Source organism: Pseudomonadota bacterium, assembly GCA_027624955.1.
In the GTDB taxonomy this organism is placed as follows: domain Bacteria; phylum Pseudomonadota; class Alphaproteobacteria; order UBA828; family UBA828; genus PTKB01.
Genome location: JAQBTG010000017.1, coordinates 1 through 22,602, shown reverse-complemented (window position 1 = coordinate 22,602; position 22,602 = coordinate 1). Strand labels below are relative to the sequence as shown.

Genomic DNA, 22,602 nt, shown 5'->3' with positions numbered 1-22,602 from the left:
GTGCTTCGTCTGCCTTCGAGGGGGAAAGGGCAATGATAAAGCTCGATTATTTCGCCGTTCTTATTGCTGTCGCGGCTATCGTCGCGCTGTCGCTGTGGCCGCTGCAGAGTCACGGTGAGGGCGAGCATGAGGAGGAGCATGGCGATAATGGTGGACAAGATGAACACGAGGCCGCAGGCGGCCACGCCGTCCACTGGACCTACGCGGGAGCCGAAGGGCCAGAACATTGGGGCGACTTATCGCCCGATTTCGCCGCCTGCAAGTCGGGGCGGATGCAATCGCCGATTGACATCGCGTCGGCGGCCACCGGCCTCGCGGTCGGCGCGCCAAACCATGACTTAGCCTACCAAGATGTGCCGCTCAGCATTGTCCACAATGGCCACACCGTTCAGCTGAACTATGCACCGGGCAGCTCAATGTCGATTGAGGGCCAGAAATATGATTTGCTGCAGTTCCATTTTCATGCGCCAAGCGAGCATACAGTGGACGGCAAGGCCTTCCCGATGGAAGCGCATTTTGTGCACAAGGATAGCCATGGCGGGCTAGCGGTGATCGGCGTGATGATCGAAGAGGGCGAAACCAACGCCGCGCTGACCGATGCTTGGGCGCACCTTCCTGTCCACGAAACCGCGGAGACCGTGGTGGTGGACGTGAACGTCAATGCCAGCGCGATTTTGCCGCCGAACGGGCGCTATCACCATTATAAAGGCTCGCTCACGACGCCGCCCTGTAGCGAGGGAGTTCGCTGGTTCGTTCTTTCCCAGTCGATAACCATGAGCGCGGCTCAAATTCAGAAATTCGAAGCCGCTGCAGCGCCCAACGCTCGGCCGGTTTAGCCGCTCAATTCCCGACTGATGATCGGTCCCGGTTGATACTCAATTTCGTGTAAAAGCGCGCAGCATCTCAATGTCGAGGTCGAGCTTTTCGCCCAGCCAGAGCGGATGATCCTCATGGTCGGGCACGTCGTGACCTGTATCGGGATGCACCAATATTGTTAGGCCGCGGCGGTTGAGCATCAACCAGGGCACGAACTCAGCAAACATTTTGGGCGGGAAGGCGACTTGATACATCGCTTTGGGATGTGGGCCGACTGGTTGGTCGCGCCAGCGCCCGAGCGCGACGTCGAAACGCTCAGCTAATGCGGCGCGCACCTCGGCGGCCGCGCGTTGGGTCTTAGCGTCATAATAAATATGCGCGTGATATTCGCGAATGACTTCCGGACCGATAGGCTCAGAACAGTCCAGAGTCATTGATGCAGTTTCCCGCGATTAACCTTGACGGGGTTGCTGTTCGACGCCGTGCGTCGTCATGAACTCAGTCAATTCGCCAGATTCATACATTTCGCGCACAATATCGCAGCCACCGACGAACTCACCTTTGACGTAGAGCTGGGGAATAGTCGGCCACTCGCTAAAGCTTTTTATGCCGTCGCGCACTTCCGGATCCTCAAGCACGTCAAAGCCCTTGAACTTGACGCCCATAAGCGAGAGCACCTGCACCAGCGTTGCCGAAAATCCGCATTGCGGAAATACCGGGGTACCCTTCATGAACAGCACCACATCACTATTGTCGATCGTTTGACGGATGCGTTGGGTGACGGGGTTGTCGGTCATCGTATTCATCAATTCATTCCTTGGAAATTTTCAAGCCCGTTTTTATTTTTCACCGGGTACTTCGGTTTTTAGAGCGAGTGCATGAAGTTGATCGCCCATACGGCCCTTGAGGGCCTTATAGACCATTTGATGCTGCTGAATGCGTGATTTCCCTTTGAAACTGGAGGAGAGCACGAGTGCTGCGTAGTGATCGCCATCGCCTTTTAAATCGTCGATGCGCACTTCTGCGTCAGGGATGCTTTCCTGGATCAATCGCATGATTTCACCGGATTCCATGGCCATTATCTTATTCTCCGGAGCTCACGGGCCCGTCGGGCGCTTCCATATAATGCGGAAGCCAGTCTTCGTGGGCGCGCTGTAGTTCGTTAAGGGATATGGCACCTGTACCGCCTAGTGTCAACGTGGCACCGCCACTCAACCCTATGGAATAAATGGGTATATTTGCCCCGATGGCGTCATTGATGATGGTTTTTGCCTGTGCCGCGCCGGCGCTGACGACGTAACGCGCCTGATCCTCGCCGAAAAGCCAGGCATGGAGCGGGATTTCGGAGTCCGGGATATCTATTGTGGCGCCGATTTCACGTCCTTCTGCAAGAGCGGCGAGAGACATTTCGGCCACTGCCACCAGCAGGCCGCCATCCGAAATATCGTGGCAGGTCCTGACGCGCCCAGCTTCGATCAGCCCGCGCACAAACTCACCGTTGCGCCGCTCAACGGCAAGATCCACCGGCGGCGGCGGTCCGTCCTCGCGGCCGAGCATCTCGCGCGCATATATCGAAGCGTCAAGATGGCCTTTGGTCTCGCCGATCAACAAAATTTGTTCGCCCGACTCGGCAAATGCGATGCGTGCCATGCGGTCGATATTGGCGATCAATCCGACTCCGCCAATCGCCGGCGTCGGCAGAATGCCAACACCTTCGGTCTCGTTGTAGAAGGAGACATTGCCCGAAATAACGGGATAGTCGAGCGCTCGACAGGCTTTGGCCATGCCTTCTATGCAGCCGACGAATTGGCCCATCACCTCGGGTCGTTCGGGATTGCCGAAGTTTAAGCAATCGGTAATCGCCAGTGGCGTGGCGCCCACTGCCGTCAAGTTGCGCCATGTCTCGGCCACCGCTTGGGCACCGCCGCTTTCGGGATGGGCGGCGCAATAACGCGGCGTGCAGTCAGTGCTGATCGCCAAACCCTTGTTGCTGCCATGCACCCGCACGACGCCAGCGTCACCACCCGGCCTGACGATCGTATCGGCCATCACCATATGGTCGTACTGCTCCCATATCCAACGCTTGGCGCAGAGGTCCGGCGCGCCGAGCAACGTGCGTAGCGCAGATAAGGGAGCGACATCCGATGCATTTAATTCGACCGCAGATATTGGCTCCGGTCTTTCCCGGCGCTCATAGGGGCGGTCATAGATCGGTGCGTCATCGACGAGCGGTCCCACCGGCAGGTCGGCGACGATGTTGTTGCCGCTTTTCAACACCATGCGGCCGCTATCGGTGATGCGCCCGACAATAGCGAAATCGAGTTCCCATTTTTCGAATATTTTGCGCGCCGCGCCCTCCGAGCCTGGTTTGAGGACCATGAGCATGCGTTCTTGGCTTTCCGACAGCATGATTTCGTACGGCGTCATGCCTTCCTCGCGGGTCGGCACGCAGTCGAGATCAAGTTCGATCCCGGTTCCGCCCTTGCTCACCATTTCCACTGAGGAGCAGGTCAGCCCCGCCGCGCCCATATCCTGTATGGCAAGAATGGCGTCCGTCGCCATTAGTTCCAGGCAGGCTTCGAGCACTAATTTTTCGGTGAACGGGTCGCCGACCTGAACGGTCGGGCGCTTTTCCTCTGAATTCGCATCGAACTCGGCTGAGGCCATGGTAGCGCCGTGAATGCCGTCGCGCCCCGTCTTTGAACCAACATAGACCACGGGATGACCGATTCCAGCGGCCGCGGAGTAGAAGATGCGCTCTTTGTCGGCCAGGCCGACGGTCATCGCGTTAACCAAAATGTTGCCATTGTAGGCGTTGTGAAAATTGCATTCGCCGCCGATTGTCGGGATGCCCATGCAATTGCCGTAGCCGCCAATGCCGGCGACGACTCCGGAAACCAGATGCCGCGTTCTCGGATGGGCCGGATCACCGAATCGGAGTGCGTTCATATTGGCGATCGGTCGTGCGCCCATGGTGAATATATCGCGCATGATGCCGCCGACGCCGGTGGCCGCACCCTGATAGGGCTCGATGAAGGAGGGGTGGTTATGGCTTTCCATCTTGAAGATCGCCGCCTGGCCGTCACCGATATCGATTACCCCAGCATTTTCACCCGGCCCGCAAATCACCCAATCGGCTTCGGTCGGCAATTTTTTGAGCCAGATACGCGAGGATTTGTAAGAGCAATGCTCGCTCCACATGACCGAAAATATGCCGAGCTCGGTCTCGTTGGGCGCTCGGCCCAGGCGCTTCTCAATAAGGGAATATTCCTCTGCGCTTAAACCGTGCGCGGCAATAACCTCGGCGTCTGCAGCAGGTTCGGTGATCGGCGGGCCGCTGTTCATGCCAGCGCCGCCAGAAGGCCGTCGAACATGGCCTTGCCGTCGATGCCGCCGAGACGCACGTCTGCAAGGCGTTCGGGGTGCGGCATCATGCCTAGAATGGTGCGTTCTTTATTGAAGATTCCAGCGATGTTACGCGCCGAGCCATTGGGATTGGCGCCAGACGAAAGGGTTCCGTCGGCCTCGCAATAGCGGAAGGCAACGAGGCCGTTTTCTTCCAACGCGTCCAATTCCCGCGCCTCCGCAAAATAATTGCCATCACGGTGGGCGATCGGCATGCGTACCAGTTCACCTGGTGAATAATTCCGCGTAAACGGGCTGTCTGCCGATTCGACCCGCAGATGCACATCCTTGCAGACGAATTTTAGTGAGGCGTTGGGCATGAGAACGCCTGGCAGCAGACCGGCCTCAGCCGCAATTTGGAAGCCGTTGCAGATGGCGAGGAGGCGGGTGCCGCGTTGCGCCGCATCTATAACCGCACGCATGACGGGCGAATTGGCTGCGATCGCACCCGAACGCAGATAATCGCCGTAGGAAAAGCCGCCCGGAAGCACGATCAGATCGCAATCGGGCAGATTGCCGTCGCCATGCCATACCATCGCCGGTGTTTTACCGCTTGATGCCTCAAGCGCGACTTTGACATCGCGGTCGCAGTTGGAACCGGGAAAAACGACAACCGCCGCTTTCATGCGAACGCTCGCCAATGGCGTTTTAGGCAGCGCTCTCCCCAAAGCCGCCCGAGGCGGCGCACCCCAGAGTTCACGGTTTCCGCTCTCATGTCTCCAAATCGATGATGTAGTTTTCGATCACGGTGTTGGCTAGTAATTTTTCGCACATCTGCGTGAGCTGTTCATGTGCTTTTGCCTGATCGTCTTCGGAAATATCGAGCTCGATATACTTGCCTTGGCGCACATTCTCGACGCCGGTAAAGCCAAGTGCGCCGAGCGAGGATTGGATCGCTTTGCCCTGCGGGTCGAGAACGCCCGATTTCAGGGTAATGTGAATTCTGGCTCTCATCTCTCGGTCTTGGCCCGCCGCTCCTTGATATCAACTGGCTGGCTATGGCCGTGCAAATCGACGACATCAGACTGCGGTAGGATGCCGAGTCTGCGTGCGACTTCCTGATAGGCTTCGGCGGCCTCGCTCATGCTGAGGCGCCCACGGTCGCGATCGAGCCGCTCGTCGGTTTCAAGATCCCATAGACGGCAGGTATCAGGGCTGATTTCATCCGCCAGTACGATACGTAATTCCTCGCCTTGCCAAAGACGGCCAAATTCAAGCTGAAAATCTACCAGGCGAATGCCAACACCGTAAAAAAGGCCGGAAAGAAAGTCATTTACCCTGAGCGCCATCGACAGCATATCGTCGAGTTCCTGCGGCATGGCCCAGCCGAAGGCAGTGATATGCTCCTCGGAGATCATCGGATCGCCGAGCTCATCGCTTTTGTAGTAATATTCGACGATCGAGCGTGGCAAGGCGGTGCCTTCTTCAATGCCGAGACGCTTGGCGAGGGTGCCGGCGACGATGTTGCGGACCACCACCTGCACGGGAATTATTTCGACCTCGCGGATCAACTGTTCGCGCATGTTGAGGCGGCGCACCAAATGTGTCGGCACGCCGATTTCGGCGAGGCGGGTCATCAAATGCTCTGAAATTCGGTTGTTCAGAACGCCTTTGCCAGTGATCGTGGCAATGTCGCCGCTTGCGTCCCGGGTCGCGTCGTCCTTGAAATATTGCACAAGGGTACCGGGCTCGGTGCCCTCGTAGATCACCTTGGCTTTGCCTTCGTAAATTCGCCTGCGACGGGACATCGCCGGACCTCCACAACGGAGAAATTCTTGAAACCCGCCTGCACCGCGGAACGGGCCGCAACTCGACATTGAGCTGCGCTCGGCAAGACCATAGTCAAAGTGGGCTGGCAAAACAATGTTGCCCCGGAATGGCACATCCTGCGCAAGCGTCGAGCGTAAACCAGAGCCTCCCTGAACTGCCTTAAAGCTTTACAACAGAAAAGGAACTCTCGCATGGAGGCCCCGGCGCAAAACGCCAAACCGGGCGCCGTGGCGGCGATGACGGTGCCGGTAAAGCGAGCACAGAGGCGTTTACCGTGCCGAATCCCAACCGAGTCACCACACATATTGCTGCGTCGCCAGTTTCATTGATTTCGTCATTCTCTTGGCTTGCTAAGAGTTTTTCCCAAGATTGCCAATCATTATGTCCGGGATCCGGTATGGGGGCGCTCTCGAAGCGCGGCAAATGGTGCCGGACGCGCGGCGATTCAGGAGAATTCCTGTCATACGCAGTAAACATAGAAAAGCCCGGAGGAATGGTGTGACAGTCGATCGTCTTATGGCCGTCATGACGCAGCCAGAAGGCGCCGCTATTGTCGGCCAGAACTAGATTGAATGATCGGTAGGCGCTGCCGTCGAGGGATGCGAGTGCTTTCGCCGCCACCGACGCATCGCTGTGGTCGAGAGCCTCCAGCACCAATTCTCCGCGCGAGCGCTTACCGTCGCTCGGCCCGAGCGAGCCCATCCGGTTCAAGATTCCGGCGATGACGCCGTGATCATTGACGCCGAGCCAGCTTCCGCCCGCCAATTCGTCACGCCCGGCGACCACTTCCGGGCGGTCCTGCCAATGGCGCGCCGGCGCGGACCAAGTGCGGTCGAGCATTTCATCCCGATTGGCGGCAATGAGCACCGGCCATTCATGGCCGGGGCGGCAGAGTATCACCAAAGTGCACATGATAGTTTTATGGCTCTCCCTATCGGATTGTGCCGGGTCGTGCCGGATTTATCTTGTTCCAGTTAGCCGCTCGCGCATTGCCGACGGCAATACTCGGTTTACAAAGCAGCTGACGCGTCTCATATAAGAGCCAAGAATCTCCAGGGCCGTCCGTCGCCGAGATCGGCATACGGCGCATATTGTGGACAAAACATAGACCACAAGATGACCCTTTGGCACAATGGCAAGGCGCCGCGCGGCGCGGCACAACAGAAACAAGGAATCGACGGCGATGAGCAATGGATTTGAGGAACGAAAAACGTCTGCAGAAGCCAAATTCCGGCATGATGAAGAGTTCAAATTCAAGGTCACGGCGCGGCGTAACAAATTGCTCGGGTTATGGGCCGCCGACCTGATGAAAATCGAAGGCGCGGATGCGGACGCCTACGCCAAGCAGGTTGTAATTTCGGATTTCGATGAGCCGGGCGATGACGATGTGTTGCGCAAGGTATTGGGCGACCTTAAGGCGAAAGGCCGCAGCGAAGACGCCGCTGACGTTCGACGCCAGATGGACAGTCTGCTCGATAAAGCCAAAGAGGAACTGATGCAGGAGTAACATCGTTCTGAGTGCATTTCCGCGGAACCAGCTCGTGAAATAAATAGCATGCTAATTTAGAATGGTTAATTCTACACGAGAATGGGGCTTCGACGCGCACGCGGCGCTTTCTGAAGCCGGCGTACGGCAGATTCCCTATGTGCCCGACGGCGGGTTGGATACGCTTTTGCGGCTCTGCGCCGACGACAATCTCATGCTTCCGGTGTTGCTCTCTTCCGAACAGGAAGGGGTCGGTGTTGCAGCCGGCGCCTGGCTCGGCGGTGAGCGCGCGGCGCTTCTCATGCAGTCAAGCGGCGTCGGCAATTGCATCAATGCGCTCTCTTTGATGCGCACCTGCCGCTTTCCACTGCTGATGATCGTCACCATGCGTGGCGAATGGCGCGAGTTCAATCCCTGGCAATTGCCGATGGGGCAGGGCGCGGCGGCCTATCTTGAACAGTCCGGCGTTATCGTGAAACGCGTCGAAGACAGCGATATGGCGGGCGAAATGGTCGCTGGTGCGGCGGCACTCGCATTCGAGACGATGAGCACGGTCGCCGTCCTCATTGCCCAGCGTGTCGTTGGGGTCAAAAAATTTACGGGGCCCAGTAAGGTGAACCAGTAAAATGTCTGAATCTCCGGATACGGAACTGGACCGGCGTGACGTCGTGCGCGCCATATTGGCGAAACGCGGCGATGCACTGGTTGTCGCCGGGCTTGGCTCGCCGGCATGGGATTGTGCTGCGGTCGAAAACAACCCGCTCGATTTTCTTCTCTGGGGCGCGATGGGAAACACCGCCTCGATCGGCCTGGGCCTCGCCTTGGCCCAGCCTCATCGGCGCGTGCTCATCATTACCGGGGATGGAGATATGACCATGGGGCTGGGCACGCTCGCGGCCATCGGCACACAGCGCCCCGCCAACCTCGCCATCGTTGTGTTGGATAATGAGCGCCACGGCGAAACTGGCATGCAACATGGTCACACGGCACATCAATTGGATCTTGCCGGGGTGGCGACTAATTGCGGCTTTGCTGAAACGCGCCTGGTGCGCGACCAGGCTGGCCTAGCCGATGCCCTGCCGATTATTCTCGAAGCTGTAGGGCCGATAGCCGCCATCATCAAGATCAAGGCGGAGAATTTGCCGCGGGTTTTGCCGCCGCGCGATGGCGCCTTCCTGAAAGACCGCTTCCGCAATGCCCTGCTCGGCGAAGAAATCGCACAGGCCTAGCGCTAGATCGGCTTAGTAGCGTCCCACAGTCAGGCCGCCGTCGACGATGAGCGTCTGGCCGGTCATATAGCGGGCACCATCGGAACAGAGAAACAGGATCACGTCGGAAATATCTTCCGGCTCGCCGTAGCGCCCGAGAGGGACATATTGTGCTGACGATTCCAGCCCAGCGAGACCCACCGAATGAACGGTCGAGAGCGCTTGCGCGGTCTTAATAAAGCCCGGCGCGACGCCGTTGATGCGCACTCCGCCCGGACCCAAATCACAGGCGAGGCCGCGCACCAGCCCGACCACGCCGGATTTGGCGGCGTTATACTGCACATGGTCGTGCCAGCCATAGGTTGTGCCCATGACCGAAGAGAGGGCGACGATGGCTCCCCTTCCCGCAGCTTGCATCGCCGGCGATGCGGCGCGGCAGACGCGAAAGACTCCGGTCAGATCGACATCCAGGGTGTGCGCCCATTTTTCGTCCGTCATTTCATCAAGCGGCACCTTGTGCGCAATACCGGCATTGGCCACCACTGCATCAAGCGCGCCGGTAGCATTCTCTGCTGCCTTGACCACGGCATTCACATTGGCGGTATCGGTGACGTCGAGACGATGAAACTCCGCCGTACCGCCGGCTGCCTCAATGGCGCTGACGGTTTCCGCACCCTCCTTGTCGAGAACATCGGTGACGTAGACATGATACCCAGCAGCCGCGAATGCGAGGGCCGAGGTATGGCCGATGCCGATGCCGGCGCCGGTAATGAGGACGGTAGCTTTGCTCATGTGTTTTCTTCCTTTCGAATCAGGCGCTTTTTCGGCGCGGCTTTTTTCTGCTTTTTTGCGGCACCGAACACGCGCGCGAATATCGTGTCGGTATGCGCGAGATAGGGCGCCGGGTCGAAACAGGCGGCCAATTGCCCGCGGCTCAAACGAGTGCTGATTACTTTGTTCGCCCATAGGCGATCTTCGAAACTGCCGCCCTGTTCCCACACCTGCATGGCGCTGTCCTGCACATAGCTGTATGCGTCCTCGCGTGAAATACCGGCCTGAATGAGCGTGAGCAAGACGCGCTGGCTATAGACCAGCCCACCGAGGCTCTCCAGGTTGGCCCGCATGGCTTTCGGGTGGACTACGAGGTTTTCCATTACGCCGGCCAGACGGGCGAGGGCAAAATCAAGCGCGATGGTGGCGTCGGGCGCAAACACGCGCTCTGCCGACGAATGTGAAATGTCGCGCTCGTGCCAAAGCGCCACGTTTTCTAAGGCCGGAATGACAGCGGCGCGGACGACGCGCGCGAGACCGGTCAGATTTTCACTCAAAACAGGGTTGCGCTTGTGCGGCATGGCCGAAGAACCCTTCTGGCCCTTGGCAAAAAATTCCTCCACCTCGCGCACCTCGGTGCGCTGTAAATGGCGAATCTCGACGGCGATTCGTTCCAGAGACCCTGCGATCACGCCGAGCGTCGCGAAATAGGCGGCGTGGCGGTCGCGCGGGATGACCTGGCTTGAAACCGGTTCCGGCCTAAGGCCGAGACGCTTGGCGACATGCGCTTCGACGCGCGGGTCAACGGAGGCAAAGGTGCCTACTGGTCCTGAAATTGCACAGGTGGCAATTTCATCGCGTGCCGTCACCATGCGTTCACGGGCACGGGCAAACTCGGCGTAATGGCTGGCAAGCTTGAGGCCAAAGCTGGTGGGCTCGGCATGAATACCGTGGCTACGCCCGACGCACAGGGTATTTTTATGTTGCCGGGCGCGGCGTTTGAGCGCTTTCAATACCGCGTCGAGATCAGCGAGCAGCAGGTCCGAAGCCTGGCAGAGTTGAACAGCAAAGCAGGTATCGAGCACGTCGGATGAGGTAAGCCCCTGATGGACAAAGCGCGCCTCAGGGCCGACATATTTCGCCAAATTGGTGAGGAAGGCGATGACGTCATGGTGGGTTTTCCGCTCGATCTTGTCGATGGCCTTGGCGTCGGTGATTTTGCCGAGGTGATTTTTCGCCGCGCGCTTTAGCGCCGACACCGCCGACTTCGGAGCGATGCCAAGCTCGGCCTGCTTTTCCAGAGCATAAAGTTCGATGTCGAGCCAGATACGGAATCTGTTCTCCGGCTCCCATATAGCGGTCATTGCCGCGCGGCTATAACGCGGAATCATGGCGCTGTTATACTCCGCGCCGTGGGTGCTCGCCGGCGCAAGGGCACGCTATTCCGCCGCCGCCTGCTTCTTATCAGCGGAACCATCGGTCGAGAAGTGCGAGAACATGCCAACGAAACGCTTCTGCTCTGGCGGGCGGTAGGTTTTAAGCTTGCTCGTCTTTTTGCCAAGTTCGACCAAAACTTCAGCCTGCTTCGTGGCGCAGACCACACCGTCTAGTACCGGCACGCCAAGCTCGTCCTCCAATTCCTGAGCGAACTTGGCGAACCCGGCGCAGCCGAGACAGACCGCTTCGGCATCGTCCTCCCTGACTGAACGGCGAACTTCGTCGCGCAATTTGTCGAACGAGCCGACCGGGTCTCTCTCAATGTCGAGCACGTAGAGCGGCGTGGTGCGGATGGCGACGCATTTTTCCTGCATGCCGTAGCTGCGCACTAGCTCTTCCAATAAAGTGTGAATACGCGGCACCACCGAGACGATGGAAAAACGCGCTGCCAACATGGCCGCGGTGTAGAAAGACGCCTCAGCAATGCCGATCACCGGTGCGGTCGTCATTTCGCGCGCCGCATGGAGCCCGGGATCGCCGTAACAGGCGATGACGTATGCATCGATGCCTTCTTCCTCACCCTTGCGCACTTCGTCGAGCACGCCGCAGGCGGCGACATATTCGTCATAATAAGATTCGATTGATGTAGGACCGAAGTCAGGGCTGACAGCGATAATTTCCGTGCCGGGCCGTGCCACCGAGCGGGCGGCGTCGCCGATTCCCGCCGTCATTTCAAGCGTCGTGTTCGGATTGATGACCTTGATTCTCATTGTCTAATTCCTTTCACGTCTGCCGTCATTTCCCACTTGGGCCGCGTCTCTCTGCGGTCGCGGCGGAATCGAGTTTCAGAGACGGCGTGATAATGACGCCGTAATCGTTTTTTGCTCTTTGAACGGAAATATAACCGTCCAATACGTCTTCCAAAACGTCGCTTGCCGGGCGCGACCGGGGATCGCCATAGCCACCGCCGCAGGTTCCGGTCAGCGCCAGGGATTCGCCGGCCTTGACCGCCCGGTTGGGCATCATCGAAGGCAGGCCAGTGCGCCCGCCAACAGTGTCTATGTAGTCGAGGCTGGCGGTGTTGCCTTCGGCGCCGCCGTCAAATCCCCAGGGCGGGTATTTATGGCCATCGCCCTCGACCGAAATAAAGCTGTCTTCGAGGAATTCGACCTCTCGGATCGAGCCGATTCCGCCACGCCAGCGCCCGGCAGCGGCTGAATCGTCACGCAATTCGTAGCGCGTCACCCGTAGCGGGGTATGCGATTCGATGTCTTCGATCGGATTGTTACGCGTGTTGGCGTAGAGCGTATCGACGGCGTCCATACCGTCCTTGCCATAACGACCGCCATAGCTGCCTTCATGGATTTCCATATGTACCCAGTGCTGCTCGCCCTTGATACCGCTGAACGCTACCACCTTGAGGTTGCCCACACCGGCACCGACTTTTGTTGGCACGGCTTCGGTCAACGCTTTCATCAGCGTGTCGGCGACGATATTGCCGGGTGCGAAGCGGGCGATGGTGGGGGCGGGGAAGATCGGATTTGCCAGGCAGCCCAAGGGCGCGACGATCTTGATGGGGCGCACGAGGCCGGAATTCTGCGGAATGCTGCCATAGACCGTGCTGTCCAGAAGGATTGAGCGCAATGTCAGCCAGATAGCGCAATCCACCGTACCCTCGAGCGGCATATTGATCGGCCGGTCATTACACTGATCCGCCGTGCCGGTCAGATCGACCGTCAAGTCGCTGCCCGCCACTGTGACCGTTACAGCGATCTCGAAATCGCGCCGCTGAGGGTCATCGAGGAAGCCGTCAAGATGGCCTAAGGCGCTGTAGCTTCCGTCCGGCAGCTCCTCGATAGCCTGACGCATGAGGCGCTCGGAATAATCCATCAAGGCGTCCGCGGCGGCGTCGACAGTTTCCAGATCGTAGCGATCGATCAATTCCAAAAAGCGATCGGCGCCGATACGCGAAGCAGCCACCTGAGCTTCCATATCACCGACCACAAGGTCTGAGGCGCGGATGTTGTCGCGTAAAATACTCCACAAGACTTCGTTCTTCACGCCTCGGTCATAGGCCTTCAAAGCTTTGAATTGCAGGCCCTCGGCATAGGCATCCATGGCGTCCACGATGCCGCAACTGCCGGGGCTAAGCGCTCCAATATCGAGGTGATGCGCAGTAGTGACCGAATAGCCCACCAATTTGTCGTCCGCCATAAAGACCGGCACGATGAAGGCCACGTCGGGACCGTGGCTGGCGCCATGATAGGCCGAATTATGGATGATCACGTCACCCGGATTCAGTACATCTCCGCGCTCTTCGAACAATTTATGCATGCCTTTCACGTAGCCCGGGATCGGGCCGCTCTGAAGCGGCGTGCTCTGCTTCGATTCACATAACTGGCGGCCCCGAGCGTCGATGATGGCGGCGCCGAAATCCTCCGACTCGCGAATGATGCTCGAATAGGACATGCGCATCAGCTTGTAGCCCATCTCAACCGCTATGTTTTCCAAGGCGCCCTGGATAACATTCGCGGTAACGGGATCGATGGCGCTGCGGTTGGAGCGAATATTGCTGCCATTTCCGGACATGTCGTTCAGCCTTTCCTGTTGGCCGTAAGTATCAAATTAGCGCCCTTGTCCAAAACGGCGGACCAACCGGGCGGCACCACTGTGGTGGTATCTTTTTGCAAAATTACTGCCGGGCCATCGAAGGCAGTTTCCGGCGGGAGCTTAGCACGGATGTAGAATTTCGTTTCCAGCCGTTGCAAGGCGCCATCAACCCGGAAGACTGACGTGGCCGTTTTCACATGGGCTGCGTCGAGCGATTCTCCAATTGGCGCTGGGGGATTGGCGATCTTTGGCATTTTGCCAACGCCCGTGAGGCGGATATTGACGATCTCAATCGGGCTGTCGGTGAAAAAATGCCCATATTCCTGTTCGTGCAACTCGTGGAAGGCCTGCCAGACTTGTTCTAGAGCTGCATCGTTCAGGGCGCCCCGAGGAATCCCGACGCGCAATTCATATCCTTGACCGACATAGCGCAGGTCGCCGAATCTGAGCTGTTCGACCTCGGCCTCAGAGAGCCCGTCGGATGCGAATTGTTCGAGCAGCTCCGCGCTGAGGGCTTGGAAATCCCGGTTGATCTTGTCCAGGTCGACTGTGCCTTTGACCTGGAACTCGGTCTTAATTTGATCATATTTAAGGTCGGTGGTTAACAGGCCACCGGCCGAAGTAATGCCCGGATGGGGTGGTACGACAACCTCAGGGATGCCGAGCAGGTCCGCCACTTCGGCACCATGCAGCGGACCGGCACCGCCGAAAGCGACGAGGGAAAAGCCGCGCGGATCAATGCCCTTTTGCACCGTCTTGGCGCGGATGGCGTTGGCCATGTTGCTGTTCATGATGGTGAGTACGCCTTCAGCTGCCTCGAAGCGCTCGAGGCCGAGGCGCCCGGCGAGAGTGTCGATCACTTTTTCGGCGGCGGACGCATCGAGCGCCATACTGCCGCCCAGGAAATTATCCGGATCGAGGCGGCCGAGGGCGAGATTGGCATCGGTCACCGTGGGCGCCTCGCCGCCAAAGCCATAACAAGCCGGCCCTGGGCGCGCGCCAGCGCTTTGCGGTCCCACCTTGAATCCGCCGCCGGCATCGACATGGGCGATGGAGCCGCCGCCGGCGCCAATGGTGCCAATGTCGATCATGGCGACAAGGATCGGATAACCGCCAATCCAGGTATCGCGTGCCGTGGCTTCGCTATATTGCCCATCGATGACAATACCGATGTCGGCGCTTGTGCCGCCGACATCGAACGTAATGAGCCGGCTCCGCCCAGAGAGCGCCGCCGCCCACGCGCCGCCCAACACGCCTGCCGCCGGCCCGGACAACAATGTGACGACCGGCAGCTCGGCCACCGTTTGCGCTGTTGCCACACCGCCGTTCGAGCCCATGATGTGCAAATCCGCAGACAAGCCGGATTCCTTCAATTTGTCGTCAAAGCGCTGCACGTAAGTGCGCACTTTCGGGCCGATAAAAGCGTTCATCGCAGCGGTAGTGAAGCGCTCAAACTCGCGAAATTGTGGCGCTACCCGCGCTGAAGTACAGACGAAAGCTTCCGGGTATTCTTCCAGGACTATCTCGCGCGCGCGCAATTCGTGCTTCGGTTCGAGATAGGAAAATAGGAAACAAATGGCGATGGCCTCGACGCCTTCTGCCTTGAATTCCCGCGCCGCCTTGCGCACGGCTTCTTCATCAAGCGGTACCAACACGTCGCCCGCGGGTGGTATCAAACGCTCCGCCACGGTCTTACGGTGGCGTCGGCGCACCAGCGGGCGCGACTGCCACGGAATATCCTGCATGATTGAATAGTTTTCGGGCCGCTGATGGCGGCCGATATGGATAATATCGCGATAGCCTTTACTGGTGATCATGCCGGTCCGCGCACCATCATGCTGCAGCACCGCATTGGTCGCGATGGTAGTGCCGTGAAACACATGATCGATATCGCCGGGCTCTATGCCGCTGCGCGCGCACAACTCGCGAATGCCCTCGGTCGCGCCGATACTTGGATCCTCAGCCGTTGTCGGAACCTTGTGGATTTCGGTTTGCTGCGTCTCACTATCGGTGATGATCAGGTCGGTAAACGTGCCGCCGACATCGACGCCAATTAGTTTCATAGATTCCTGCCATTTGACTTGCGTACCGGGCGAAAATTCGCTGCAGCGGGCGCAGTTTGGGACCCGCGTCTGCGCCCGTCAAGAACGTGTGTGCCGATACCATCCAATCTCTTAAAAAAGCGGGCAGGGACGGCTTGCACTTTCCCGCCGACGCAGAATGGGGCATCATGTTCGGACAAATTTGTCACCACCAATCACAACATTCAGGGAGTTCTTCATGGCCAAAGTATTGGTAATCGTACCCTTCGCTCTCGATGCCGATGGGATCCAAAATCGCCGCTCGCAACTCGATTCTGTCTCTTTTGGCCCGGATATCGAATTTGAATTTCGTGGCGTTAAGGCAGGCCCGGCAATTCTCGATTGCTATCATGACTATCTATTAGGCGATATCGCGCTATTCGAAGCTGCGATGAGCGCCCAGGAAGAGGGCTACGACGCCGTCTGCATCGACACCATGAGTGATTCCGGCATGAACGCGATGCGCTCGGTATTGGACATACCGGTTATCGGTCCGGGCCGGGCGTCCTATCTGATGGCTTTGATGATGGGCAATAAATTTTCGGTTGTGACGCAGTGGGATGGCTGGATTCCGCTGTATAAGAAAACTGCGCAAGAATATGGCATGAATGACCGTCTTGCTTCGGTGCGGTCGATCAATGTCATGCCCGATGTCGCCAATTTGCTCGGCGGCAAGGAAGAAGTCGTGTTTCCCAAGCTCGTCGAGTGCGCCATGCGTTGTATCGAGGAAGACGGCGCGGAGGTGATCCTCCTGGGATCTACCACCATGCATCAGGCACATGGTCATATGGCAGCAAACCTGCCAGTGCCGGTGATAAATCCTGGTCCGCTCACATATAAGATGGCAGAAATGTTTTTGGGGCTCGGCCTTACCCACAGCCGCAAGGCCTATCCCAAGCCGAGCGTTCCCAAGCCGTCTATGTTGAGCGATATGATGGATGCGGCGGCGAAAAGCGCTGACGCCTGAATATTGCAGACATCTGACGAGGTGGAATGAGCGGGCCGCAATCGAGGGCGCGGTTATCCCGGTGCTGTGTCTCGCCGCAAATCGAGCGGCGGTTCAACGCAGACACCGGGGCCGTATTCCACCTTGTCGGAAGGCGGCTCATAGCGCATGACGACCCAATTGGCCGGCTCGTCGCGGTCCACAAGGCTGATTCTTAGATCCGGGAAATACCAGTCATATTGAACTGTCTTGTTCCAGTTCACATTGTGGCAGCTGTGCCAAAAGCTGTGCGCAGGGCCGTAGGCCTCGACAAATGCCTCTAAGAACACGTCGAAATGTTCGGTATGACGGTTCGCTGTTTCTATATTGAGGGCTGTGACAATGGCTTCTTCCGGCGCTTCACAGAGCCATATGAACCAGTCTTCATCGAGCAAACGAATTGGAATGGCGTATTGCACAATACAGCCCGAGATAGATGTTTTTGTCTGCTGAATCAAAACCGACCGCCCAAATAGTGCGATCGCGTCTGTCACGCTCATACCCCAGCGAATACCCCGCAATCCGGTCAGGTCTTCGTCACTTTTTGCTGCAGATTCGCCCGATACCACCAGCAGCATAGATAATGCTGCAGCCGCAGAAATAATTGCGGACCGCGTGCTGCGACGGCTTTTCATGGCGTTATCCCAGTCTGAATTATAACAGGCCCATCGACTTGAATGAGCTATGACCGTTGCGGCTAATAATCAGATGGTCGTGCACGGAGATACCCAATTTCTTGCCCGCCTCGCAAACTTCTTCAGTCATTTCAATATCTGCAGCAGAGGGCGTCGAATCCCCACTTGGGTGATTGTGGACGAGTATAAGGGCCGATGCACTGAGCTCCAATGCCCGCTTAATGACTTCGCGCGGATAGAGCGGCACATGATTAACCGTGCCTTTTTGCTGCGTTTCATCCGCGATTAGAGAATTGTTGTTGTCTAGGAACATAACATGGAATCGCTCGTTCATCTGGTGCGCAAAGCTCGCCTTGCAATAGTCTAGCAGGGCTTTCCAATTGGCGATCACGGGCCGATCCCTGAGCTGGTCGCGGAGCATTCTGAGCGAGATGGCTTCAGCCAATTTCAATGAATGAACAACCGCTTTGCCGGCGCCCTCTACTTCGGCCAAGGACCTGGGCTCGGCCGCAAGGATTGCGCCGACGCTGCCGAAGCGCTTGAGCAGGCTCTTGGCTAAGGGCTTTACATCGCCACGTGGCAGGGCACTAAAAAGCAGCATTTCGACTAGTTCGTAATCGGCCAATGCATCCGCCCCGGCTTTCGCGAAGCGCTCCCTAAGGCGTTGCCGGTGGCCGGTATAATGCGCTTTTTCCGACAAGATGTGATCAGCCTTCCGCGCCGCTGGATCCATGCCAGGTCTGGCAGGTCTCAATCGTAAGGTGGCTTGGTATACCCCGCCGGAGACGAAGTGAAAATCTCGACGCCATCGGCGGTGATGCCAATGGAATGTTCGAATTGGGCCGATAGTGAACGGTCTTTGGTCACCGCAGTCCAGCCGTCCTTCAGCAGTTTTACCTGCCAAGTTCCCAAATTTATCATCGGCTCGATGGTGAAAATCATGCCTTGCTTGAGTTTTAAGCCTTCGCCTGCTTCGCCGTAATGCACCACATTGGGTGAGTCATGGAAAATGCGGCCAATGCCATGGCCGCAAAAGTCGCGCACCACACTGCAGCGATGAGATTCCGCGTAACTTTGAATGGCATACCCAATGTCGCCGAGTGTGGCATCCGGCCGGACCGCGGCGATGCCGAGCATCATGGCTTCATAGGTGATATCTATTAGGCGGCGGGCTTTGGCGGCGGGTTTGCCGACGTAGAACATGCGACTTGAATCGCCGTGCCATCCGTTCACAATTACGGTGACATCAACATTGATAATGTCGCCATCTTGCAGGCGCTTCTCGCTTGGGATGCCATGGCAGACGACATGATTTATCGACGTGCAGATGGATTTGGGATAGCCACGGTAGCCGAGGGGTGCGGATATTGCACCGGCAGCTACCGTCATGTCGTCACACAGGCGGTCAAGCTCGTCTGTGCTGACGCCCGGAACGACATAAGGTGTAATAAAGTCGAGAACTTCGGCGGCCAATCGCCCAGTTTTGCGCATCGCCTCGAATTCTGCGTCGCCGTGAATTTTGATGCCGCGTTCGACGATTTCCCCGCTATTCAAGGATGAGTCCGCCGGATCTAAAGGTCGCTGCCGCTCGTTGGATTCGTACAATTTCTATTCTTCCCAATATTGTGCGCCGCCGTCGGCGGCGTTGTTCTCTGAATTTTGTCTCGCTACCGCACAATATAGCAGCTTTACCGATATTTGAGTTGCTCGGTGGAGTTATTTCCGAATTTCCATCGCTTGTGCTGCCCCGCAACAATTTCATTATTTGGTTTGCGCGACGTGGACACCGTCCCAATCGATCCCAACCGGATTGACCGAATACGACTCCACACGCGCCGCGAAAACCTCATAGAGCTTGTCTAGGCCTTGGCGGTCCGACTCGCGACAACGCCGCAGCAGCTCACGCGCCCTGTTCCAATCCTGAGCACGGTAGGCGGCGAGGAACCCGTCATGATTTTTCTTGTGGGTCTTGAAGTCAGCTGAATCCGCCAAATCCTGTCTGCCCAATAGGCCATAAATTCGCTCCGGTTCCACGCGGCCGTGCACCTGAATCAAATCGAGCTCGAGGCTCCCATATTCGGGCACCAGATCATGCGTTTCTTGGCCGATGATCAAAGTTATGCCATAGGTTTTTTGTTGGCTTTCCAGCCGCGAGGCCACATTTACTGCGTCTCCCATGACCGAATAGTTGAGCCGGTGCTCCGATCCAAAATTCCCCACTAGGCAATCGCCTGTGTTGAGACCGATGCCGACCCGCATGGGAACGTGAATGCGCTCTTCCCTTTCAGCTTCCTCTAGTAATTTGATGTTGAGCTTGGCCATTCCATCCAGCATTTCTAGCGCAGCGTCACAGCAATGGCGGGCGTGCTCGGGATCGTCGAGCGGGGCGTTCCAAAAAGCCATGACCGCGTCCCCCATATATTTGTCGATCGTGCCGCCATTTTCCAAAATGCGGTCGGTCATCTTGGTGAAATACATGTTGAGCAAACGGGTCAGTTTTTCCGGGTCACCACGAAGTTGCTCGGAAATATTGGTAAATCCACGAACGTCGCAGAACAGAATCGACATTTTGCGGATTTCCCCGCCAAGGTTGAGTTTTTTGGCATCGTTTGCCAATTGTTCCACCAGTTCAGGTGCGATGTAATGACCGAACGCGCGCCGCACTTCGCGCCGCTGTGCTTCTTCTTTGACGTAATAGATGGAGACCAACAGGATATAGAGCACAATTCCGGAAATTGCCGGGAAGGTGACGTCGAGCAGGATGCCTGCGTTGTCGAAGAGATACCAGGAAGCACCAATCACGCCTGCGAGTACCGGAACGCCACTGACAAAGCGAAATATCGGCTTGAGGCCAGGAATACGCACCAGGAGCAGCAAGCCGAACAGCACGATAGCGCCGTACTCGATAATGATGACAAAATCTGGCCGTGTCAGATAGGCTTTTGACAGAATGGCTTCAAGCATTTGCGCCTGAATTTCGACACTTGCCATTGCGTCGTCTACTGGTGTCGCCTTGAAATCAAGAAAACCTGCCGCAGACGTCCCGATGAGTACGAGCTTGCCCTTTAGTCTGTCCGCGTCGACTTCACCATGTAATACCTCCTTAGCTGAAACGAAGCGTGCGCGATCATGCGGTGCGTAGTGGAACCAGATCCGTCCCGATTCATCGGTCGGGATGACGCGTCCCGCGATGGCGATCCCGGTCAAGCCATTGCCGTCACTTTTGAGCACCAGGCTGGTTTCGTTGAAGGCGACGCGAAGCATTTCGAGCGCCATGGTCGGGTAAATCTCCGGCCCCACTCGGATAACCAGCGGCGGGCGGCGCACCACGCCATCGTTTTCGGGTAACAACGTGACCATACCCAGCCCTGCTGCCGAGTTTTCCAGAATTGGCAGGTTACGCGTGATACCGAGAAAGCCGAACAGACGCCCGATCGGCTCGCCGCCCACTTTCACGATGGAGGCCTTGCGGGCAATTTCTTCCCGTTCTCCAGCGATTTCACGTGTGGTCGTGGATTGGCCCATGACCACCGGCGCGCGGCGGATTTGCCGCGCAAAAATGACGTCATTGCTTGGCATTCGTTTTAATGCCTCTGCAATCTCCTTGCTCAGCTGCGGCGTCGTTTGCACCCATTTATCAGGTGAAGCGCGGTCCGCTTCAGGAAACAGGAAGTTAAATCCGATACCGACCGCGCCGGATTTTTGCAATGTAGCGACCAGGCCCGCCAACAAAGTTCGCGGCCAGGGCCACTGGCCGAAGGCTGCCAGGCTTTCTTCATCTACATCTACTATGACAATGGGCAACGTTGCCTTGTCACGAGGTTTGAGATTTTGGAACAGGTCAAATTGCCGATGGCGCAGGCTTTCGACAGGCATCGGATCCCAGGCCCGGATGAATATCAAAATTGCCACCGCAACAAAGGCGACCAGGTAAATGAGATAGCGCGACAACATGCCGGGCGTTCCTGACTATTCCTAACGAATGGCGCAGCGTCGATACGCCGACGGTGTGGCCATTTGTTTCTTATTGCAAGGTGGGCGCCCTTAGACTCTGCGCTCATGCGCCAGGATGACGCAGCCTGGCGCTAGATGCCAGTATTTGCATCCGGGCAAACGCCGAATCGGGTTTTAGTCAGTTGGATTTAAGACCCGCCGGCGCCGAGGCGTGGATCTCAAGTCGGGCTGGGATCGTCTTCAGGTTCGTCACCGGCTTCCGTCACCACTTCCGAAAGCGCTTCGGCCAAAGCGGTGGCCAGTAATTCCTCAGGGTCGAGTTCTTCCTCGAGTTCTTCGATTGGGTCGAGCACGATCGCAGCCAGGAATATTTGGTCAGCACCGAGGAATTCGATTTCCAATATGCCGTTAACAATTTCAATTTCGATAGTTACTGAGCCGCCGACGCCCTCGCTGGCTTCACCACTTTCGCCACCGAAATCATCCTCCGAACCATCGCCGGAGGAAGGTTGAGGCGGCATAGCTTCGCGCACTGCCGCGAAAAATTGACTGATAACTTCAGGGTCCAGGTCGATCGGCCTCAGGTCGCCATCCTCGTCGAGGAGGAGGACATCGAAATCACCTGACATCAACAATTGTTCACCGGTTTCCGTGGACGAGACGGAAAACGAACCGAAATCTCCCGTATCGGCATCGGGAAGATTGAAGAAATTCTCGGTCCCGCCGTCCGCATCGACGTCAAACCCCGGGTTTGTTCCGCGGATGGCGGACATCGCACGTGGGGTTCGCACAATCATGGCCTGTGGGTCGGTTGAGGCGATCTTCCCAGTCTTCATGGTAAACAGCCCGTCGAGGATGGATATCGACAAATTGCCACTTTCCTCATCGGGATTATAGACGAGATCATCCAGCACCATCTCTGCCTTGTCGGACATGGCAACTGTCGTCTCGTCGCCGAGCAGTAGGCCCATTGACGAGCCAGCGCCGGTGGTCAGCTTGTCACCCTTATAGATAGGATCACCGAGCGACAGGGTTTCGGTTTGACCATCCACACGTACCACAGTGGCAAAGCCTTTGACGGTGTCCACGCGGCCAATCGGGTCGCCATAGTTCTTCGCGTTTCCGGCCATCACATCCCGATCGATGCGCGGGAATTGCAGTCCTGTTTCGGAAAAATCGAGGCCCTCGCCGCCCAGCGGGGAAGACCCCTTTTTACCGGAATCTAAAATCCAATCGCTTGGATCCTTGGTGAGCACGCGCACCGTCTTATTATTGACCCGGACACGGTTGCCGAAGGGGCGGGGAATCTTTGACCAGTCACCTAAATCGTCTGTAATCAATGTCACTCGGTAGATGCCGTTTGGCATCTCCGTGGTGATCCTCCCCCAATGAGTTGGTCCAACCTTATAGTTAGTAGAGGAGGATCAAGACATGGGAATCAAGA

At 57.4% G+C, this 22,602-nt stretch carries 23 protein-coding genes; 5 read left to right on the top strand and 18 right to left on the bottom strand.

The features are described 5' to 3' along the window. Positions 1-32: 32 nt before the first annotated feature. Entirely contained in the window at positions 33-836 is an 804-nt protein-coding gene (locus O3A94_08485) for a carbonic anhydrase family protein (GenBank protein ID MDA1356292.1), read from the top strand. A 39-nt stretch (positions 837-875) separates the two neighbouring features. On the opposite strand, the gene O3A94_08480 is transcribed toward O3A94_08485, so the two are convergent. The 8 genes from O3A94_08480 to O3A94_08445 all read right to left on the bottom strand — a co-directional run bounded on the left by O3A94_08480 (position 876) and on the right by O3A94_08445 (position 6,903). Then, entirely contained in the window at positions 876-1,250 is a 375-nt protein-coding gene (locus O3A94_08480; GenBank protein ID MDA1356291.1) for a 4,5-dioxygenase, read from the bottom strand. An 18-nt stretch (positions 1,251-1,268) separates the two neighbouring features. Beyond that, entirely contained in the window at positions 1,269-1,613 is a 345-nt protein-coding gene (gene grxD, locus O3A94_08475; GenBank protein MDA1356290.1) for a Grx4 family monothiol glutaredoxin, read from the bottom strand. 42 nt (positions 1,614-1,655) lie between these two features. Next, positions 1,656-1,895, bottom strand: a complete 240-nt coding sequence (locus O3A94_08470; GenBank protein MDA1356289.1) for a BolA family transcriptional regulator — start codon at positions 1,893-1,895, stop codon at positions 1,656-1,658. Positions 1,896-1,899: 4 nt separating this feature from the next. After that, positions 1,900-4,161, bottom strand: coding sequence for a phosphoribosylformylglycinamidine synthase subunit PurL (purL, locus tag O3A94_08465; GenBank protein ID MDA1356288.1), 2,262 nt, complete (start codon positions 4,159-4,161; stop codon positions 1,900-1,902). Next, positions 4,158-4,847 carry a phosphoribosylformylglycinamidine synthase subunit PurQ gene (purQ, locus tag O3A94_08460; GenBank protein MDA1356287.1) on the bottom strand — a complete coding sequence of 230 codons (690 nt, stop codon included), beginning with the start codon at positions 4,845-4,847 and terminating at the stop codon, positions 4,158-4,160. The genes purL and purQ overlap by 4 nt, the downstream gene beginning before the upstream one ends. A gap of 85 nt (positions 4,848-4,932) precedes the next feature. Beyond that, a complete protein-coding gene (gene purS, locus O3A94_08455) occupies positions 4,933-5,175 on the bottom strand; it encodes a phosphoribosylformylglycinamidine synthase subunit PurS (GenBank protein MDA1356286.1) in 243 nt (80 codons plus the stop codon). Next, complete coding sequence (locus tag O3A94_08450) at positions 5,172-5,969, bottom strand: phosphoribosylaminoimidazolesuccinocarboxamide synthase (GenBank protein MDA1356285.1); 798 nt, start codon at positions 5,967-5,969, stop codon at positions 5,172-5,174. Before O3A94_08450 ends, purS begins: the two co-directional genes overlap by 4 nt. Before the next feature lie 181 nt (positions 5,970-6,150). After that, entirely contained in the window at positions 6,151-6,903 is a 753-nt protein-coding gene (locus O3A94_08445; protein ID MDA1356284.1) for an NRDE family protein, read from the bottom strand. Between the two features lie 271 nt (positions 6,904-7,174). On the opposite strand from O3A94_08445, the gene O3A94_08440 reads away from it, so the two are divergent. From O3A94_08440 to O3A94_08430, 3 genes are all read left to right on the top strand, one after another. Further along, positions 7,175-7,498: a DUF1476 domain-containing protein gene (locus O3A94_08440; GenBank protein MDA1356283.1), complete on the top strand. Its 324-nt coding sequence runs from the start codon at positions 7,175-7,177 to the stop codon at positions 7,496-7,498. 61 nt (positions 7,499-7,559) lie between these two features. Continuing rightward, positions 7,560-8,102 carry a thiamine pyrophosphate-binding protein gene (locus tag O3A94_08435; protein MDA1356282.1) on the top strand — a complete coding sequence of 181 codons (543 nt, stop codon included), beginning with the start codon at positions 7,560-7,562 and terminating at the stop codon, positions 8,100-8,102. Position 8,103: 1 nt separating this feature from the next. Further along, positions 8,104-8,706, top strand: coding sequence for a thiamine pyrophosphate-dependent enzyme (locus O3A94_08430; GenBank protein ID MDA1356281.1), 603 nt, complete (start codon positions 8,104-8,106; stop codon positions 8,704-8,706). 12 nt (positions 8,707-8,718) lie between these two features. Here the strand turns inward: O3A94_08430 and O3A94_08425 are convergent, their stop codons facing one another. From O3A94_08425 to O3A94_08405, 5 genes are read right to left on the bottom strand one after another with little or no spacing between them, the layout of a single operon-like run. Further along, positions 8,719-9,477 carry an SDR family NAD(P)-dependent oxidoreductase gene (locus tag O3A94_08425; protein MDA1356280.1) on the bottom strand — a complete coding sequence of 253 codons (759 nt, stop codon included), beginning with the start codon at positions 9,475-9,477 and terminating at the stop codon, positions 8,719-8,721. Next, a complete protein-coding gene (purB, locus tag O3A94_08420) occupies positions 9,474-10,847 on the bottom strand; it encodes an adenylosuccinate lyase (protein ID MDA1356279.1) in 1,374 nt (457 codons plus the stop codon). The genes O3A94_08425 and purB overlap by 4 nt, the downstream gene beginning before the upstream one ends. A gap of 48 nt (positions 10,848-10,895) precedes the next feature. Beyond that, a complete protein-coding gene (locus O3A94_08415) occupies positions 10,896-11,663 on the bottom strand; it encodes an aspartate/glutamate racemase family protein (protein MDA1356278.1) in 768 nt (255 codons plus the stop codon). A 25-nt stretch (positions 11,664-11,688) separates the two neighbouring features. Then, positions 11,689-13,482 carry a hydantoinase B/oxoprolinase family protein gene (locus O3A94_08410; GenBank protein ID MDA1356277.1) on the bottom strand — a complete coding sequence of 598 codons (1,794 nt, stop codon included), beginning with the start codon at positions 13,480-13,482 and terminating at the stop codon, positions 11,689-11,691. 5 nt (positions 13,483-13,487) lie between these two features. Then, positions 13,488-15,566, bottom strand: coding sequence for a hydantoinase/oxoprolinase family protein (locus tag O3A94_08405; protein MDA1356276.1), 2,079 nt, complete (start codon positions 15,564-15,566; stop codon positions 13,488-13,490). Between the two features lie 217 nt (positions 15,567-15,783). Between O3A94_08405 and O3A94_08400 the strand changes: the two genes are divergently transcribed. Beyond that, positions 15,784-16,551, top strand: coding sequence for an aspartate/glutamate racemase family protein (locus O3A94_08400; protein ID MDA1356275.1), 768 nt, complete (start codon positions 15,784-15,786; stop codon positions 16,549-16,551). Positions 16,552-16,604: 53 nt separating this feature from the next. Here O3A94_08400 and O3A94_08395 read toward each other — a convergent pair whose 3' ends face one another. The 5 genes from O3A94_08395 to O3A94_08375 all read right to left on the bottom strand — a co-directional run bounded on the left by O3A94_08395 (position 16,605) and on the right by O3A94_08375 (position 22,525). Then, positions 16,605-17,204 carry a hypothetical protein gene (locus O3A94_08395; GenBank protein ID MDA1356274.1) on the bottom strand — a complete coding sequence of 200 codons (600 nt, stop codon included), beginning with the start codon at positions 17,202-17,204 and terminating at the stop codon, positions 16,605-16,607. 19 nt (positions 17,205-17,223) lie between these two features. After that, a complete protein-coding gene (gene radC / locus O3A94_08390) occupies positions 17,224-17,904 on the bottom strand; it encodes a DNA repair protein RadC (protein ID MDA1356273.1) in 681 nt (226 codons plus the stop codon). Between the two features lie 50 nt (positions 17,905-17,954). Then, positions 17,955-18,758 carry a type I methionyl aminopeptidase gene (map, locus tag O3A94_08385; protein MDA1356272.1) on the bottom strand — a complete coding sequence of 268 codons (804 nt, stop codon included), beginning with the start codon at positions 18,756-18,758 and terminating at the stop codon, positions 17,955-17,957. A 207-nt stretch (positions 18,759-18,965) separates the two neighbouring features. Beyond that, positions 18,966-21,158 (bottom strand): adenylate/guanylate cyclase domain-containing protein, encoded by a 2,193-nt coding sequence (locus O3A94_08380; GenBank protein MDA1356271.1) that lies wholly within the window; start codon positions 21,156-21,158, stop codon positions 18,966-18,968. A 218-nt stretch (positions 21,159-21,376) separates the two neighbouring features. Continuing rightward, entirely contained in the window at positions 21,377-22,525 is a 1,149-nt protein-coding gene (locus O3A94_08375; protein ID MDA1356270.1) for a FecR domain-containing protein, read from the bottom strand. Positions 22,526-22,602 lie beyond the last annotated feature (77 nt).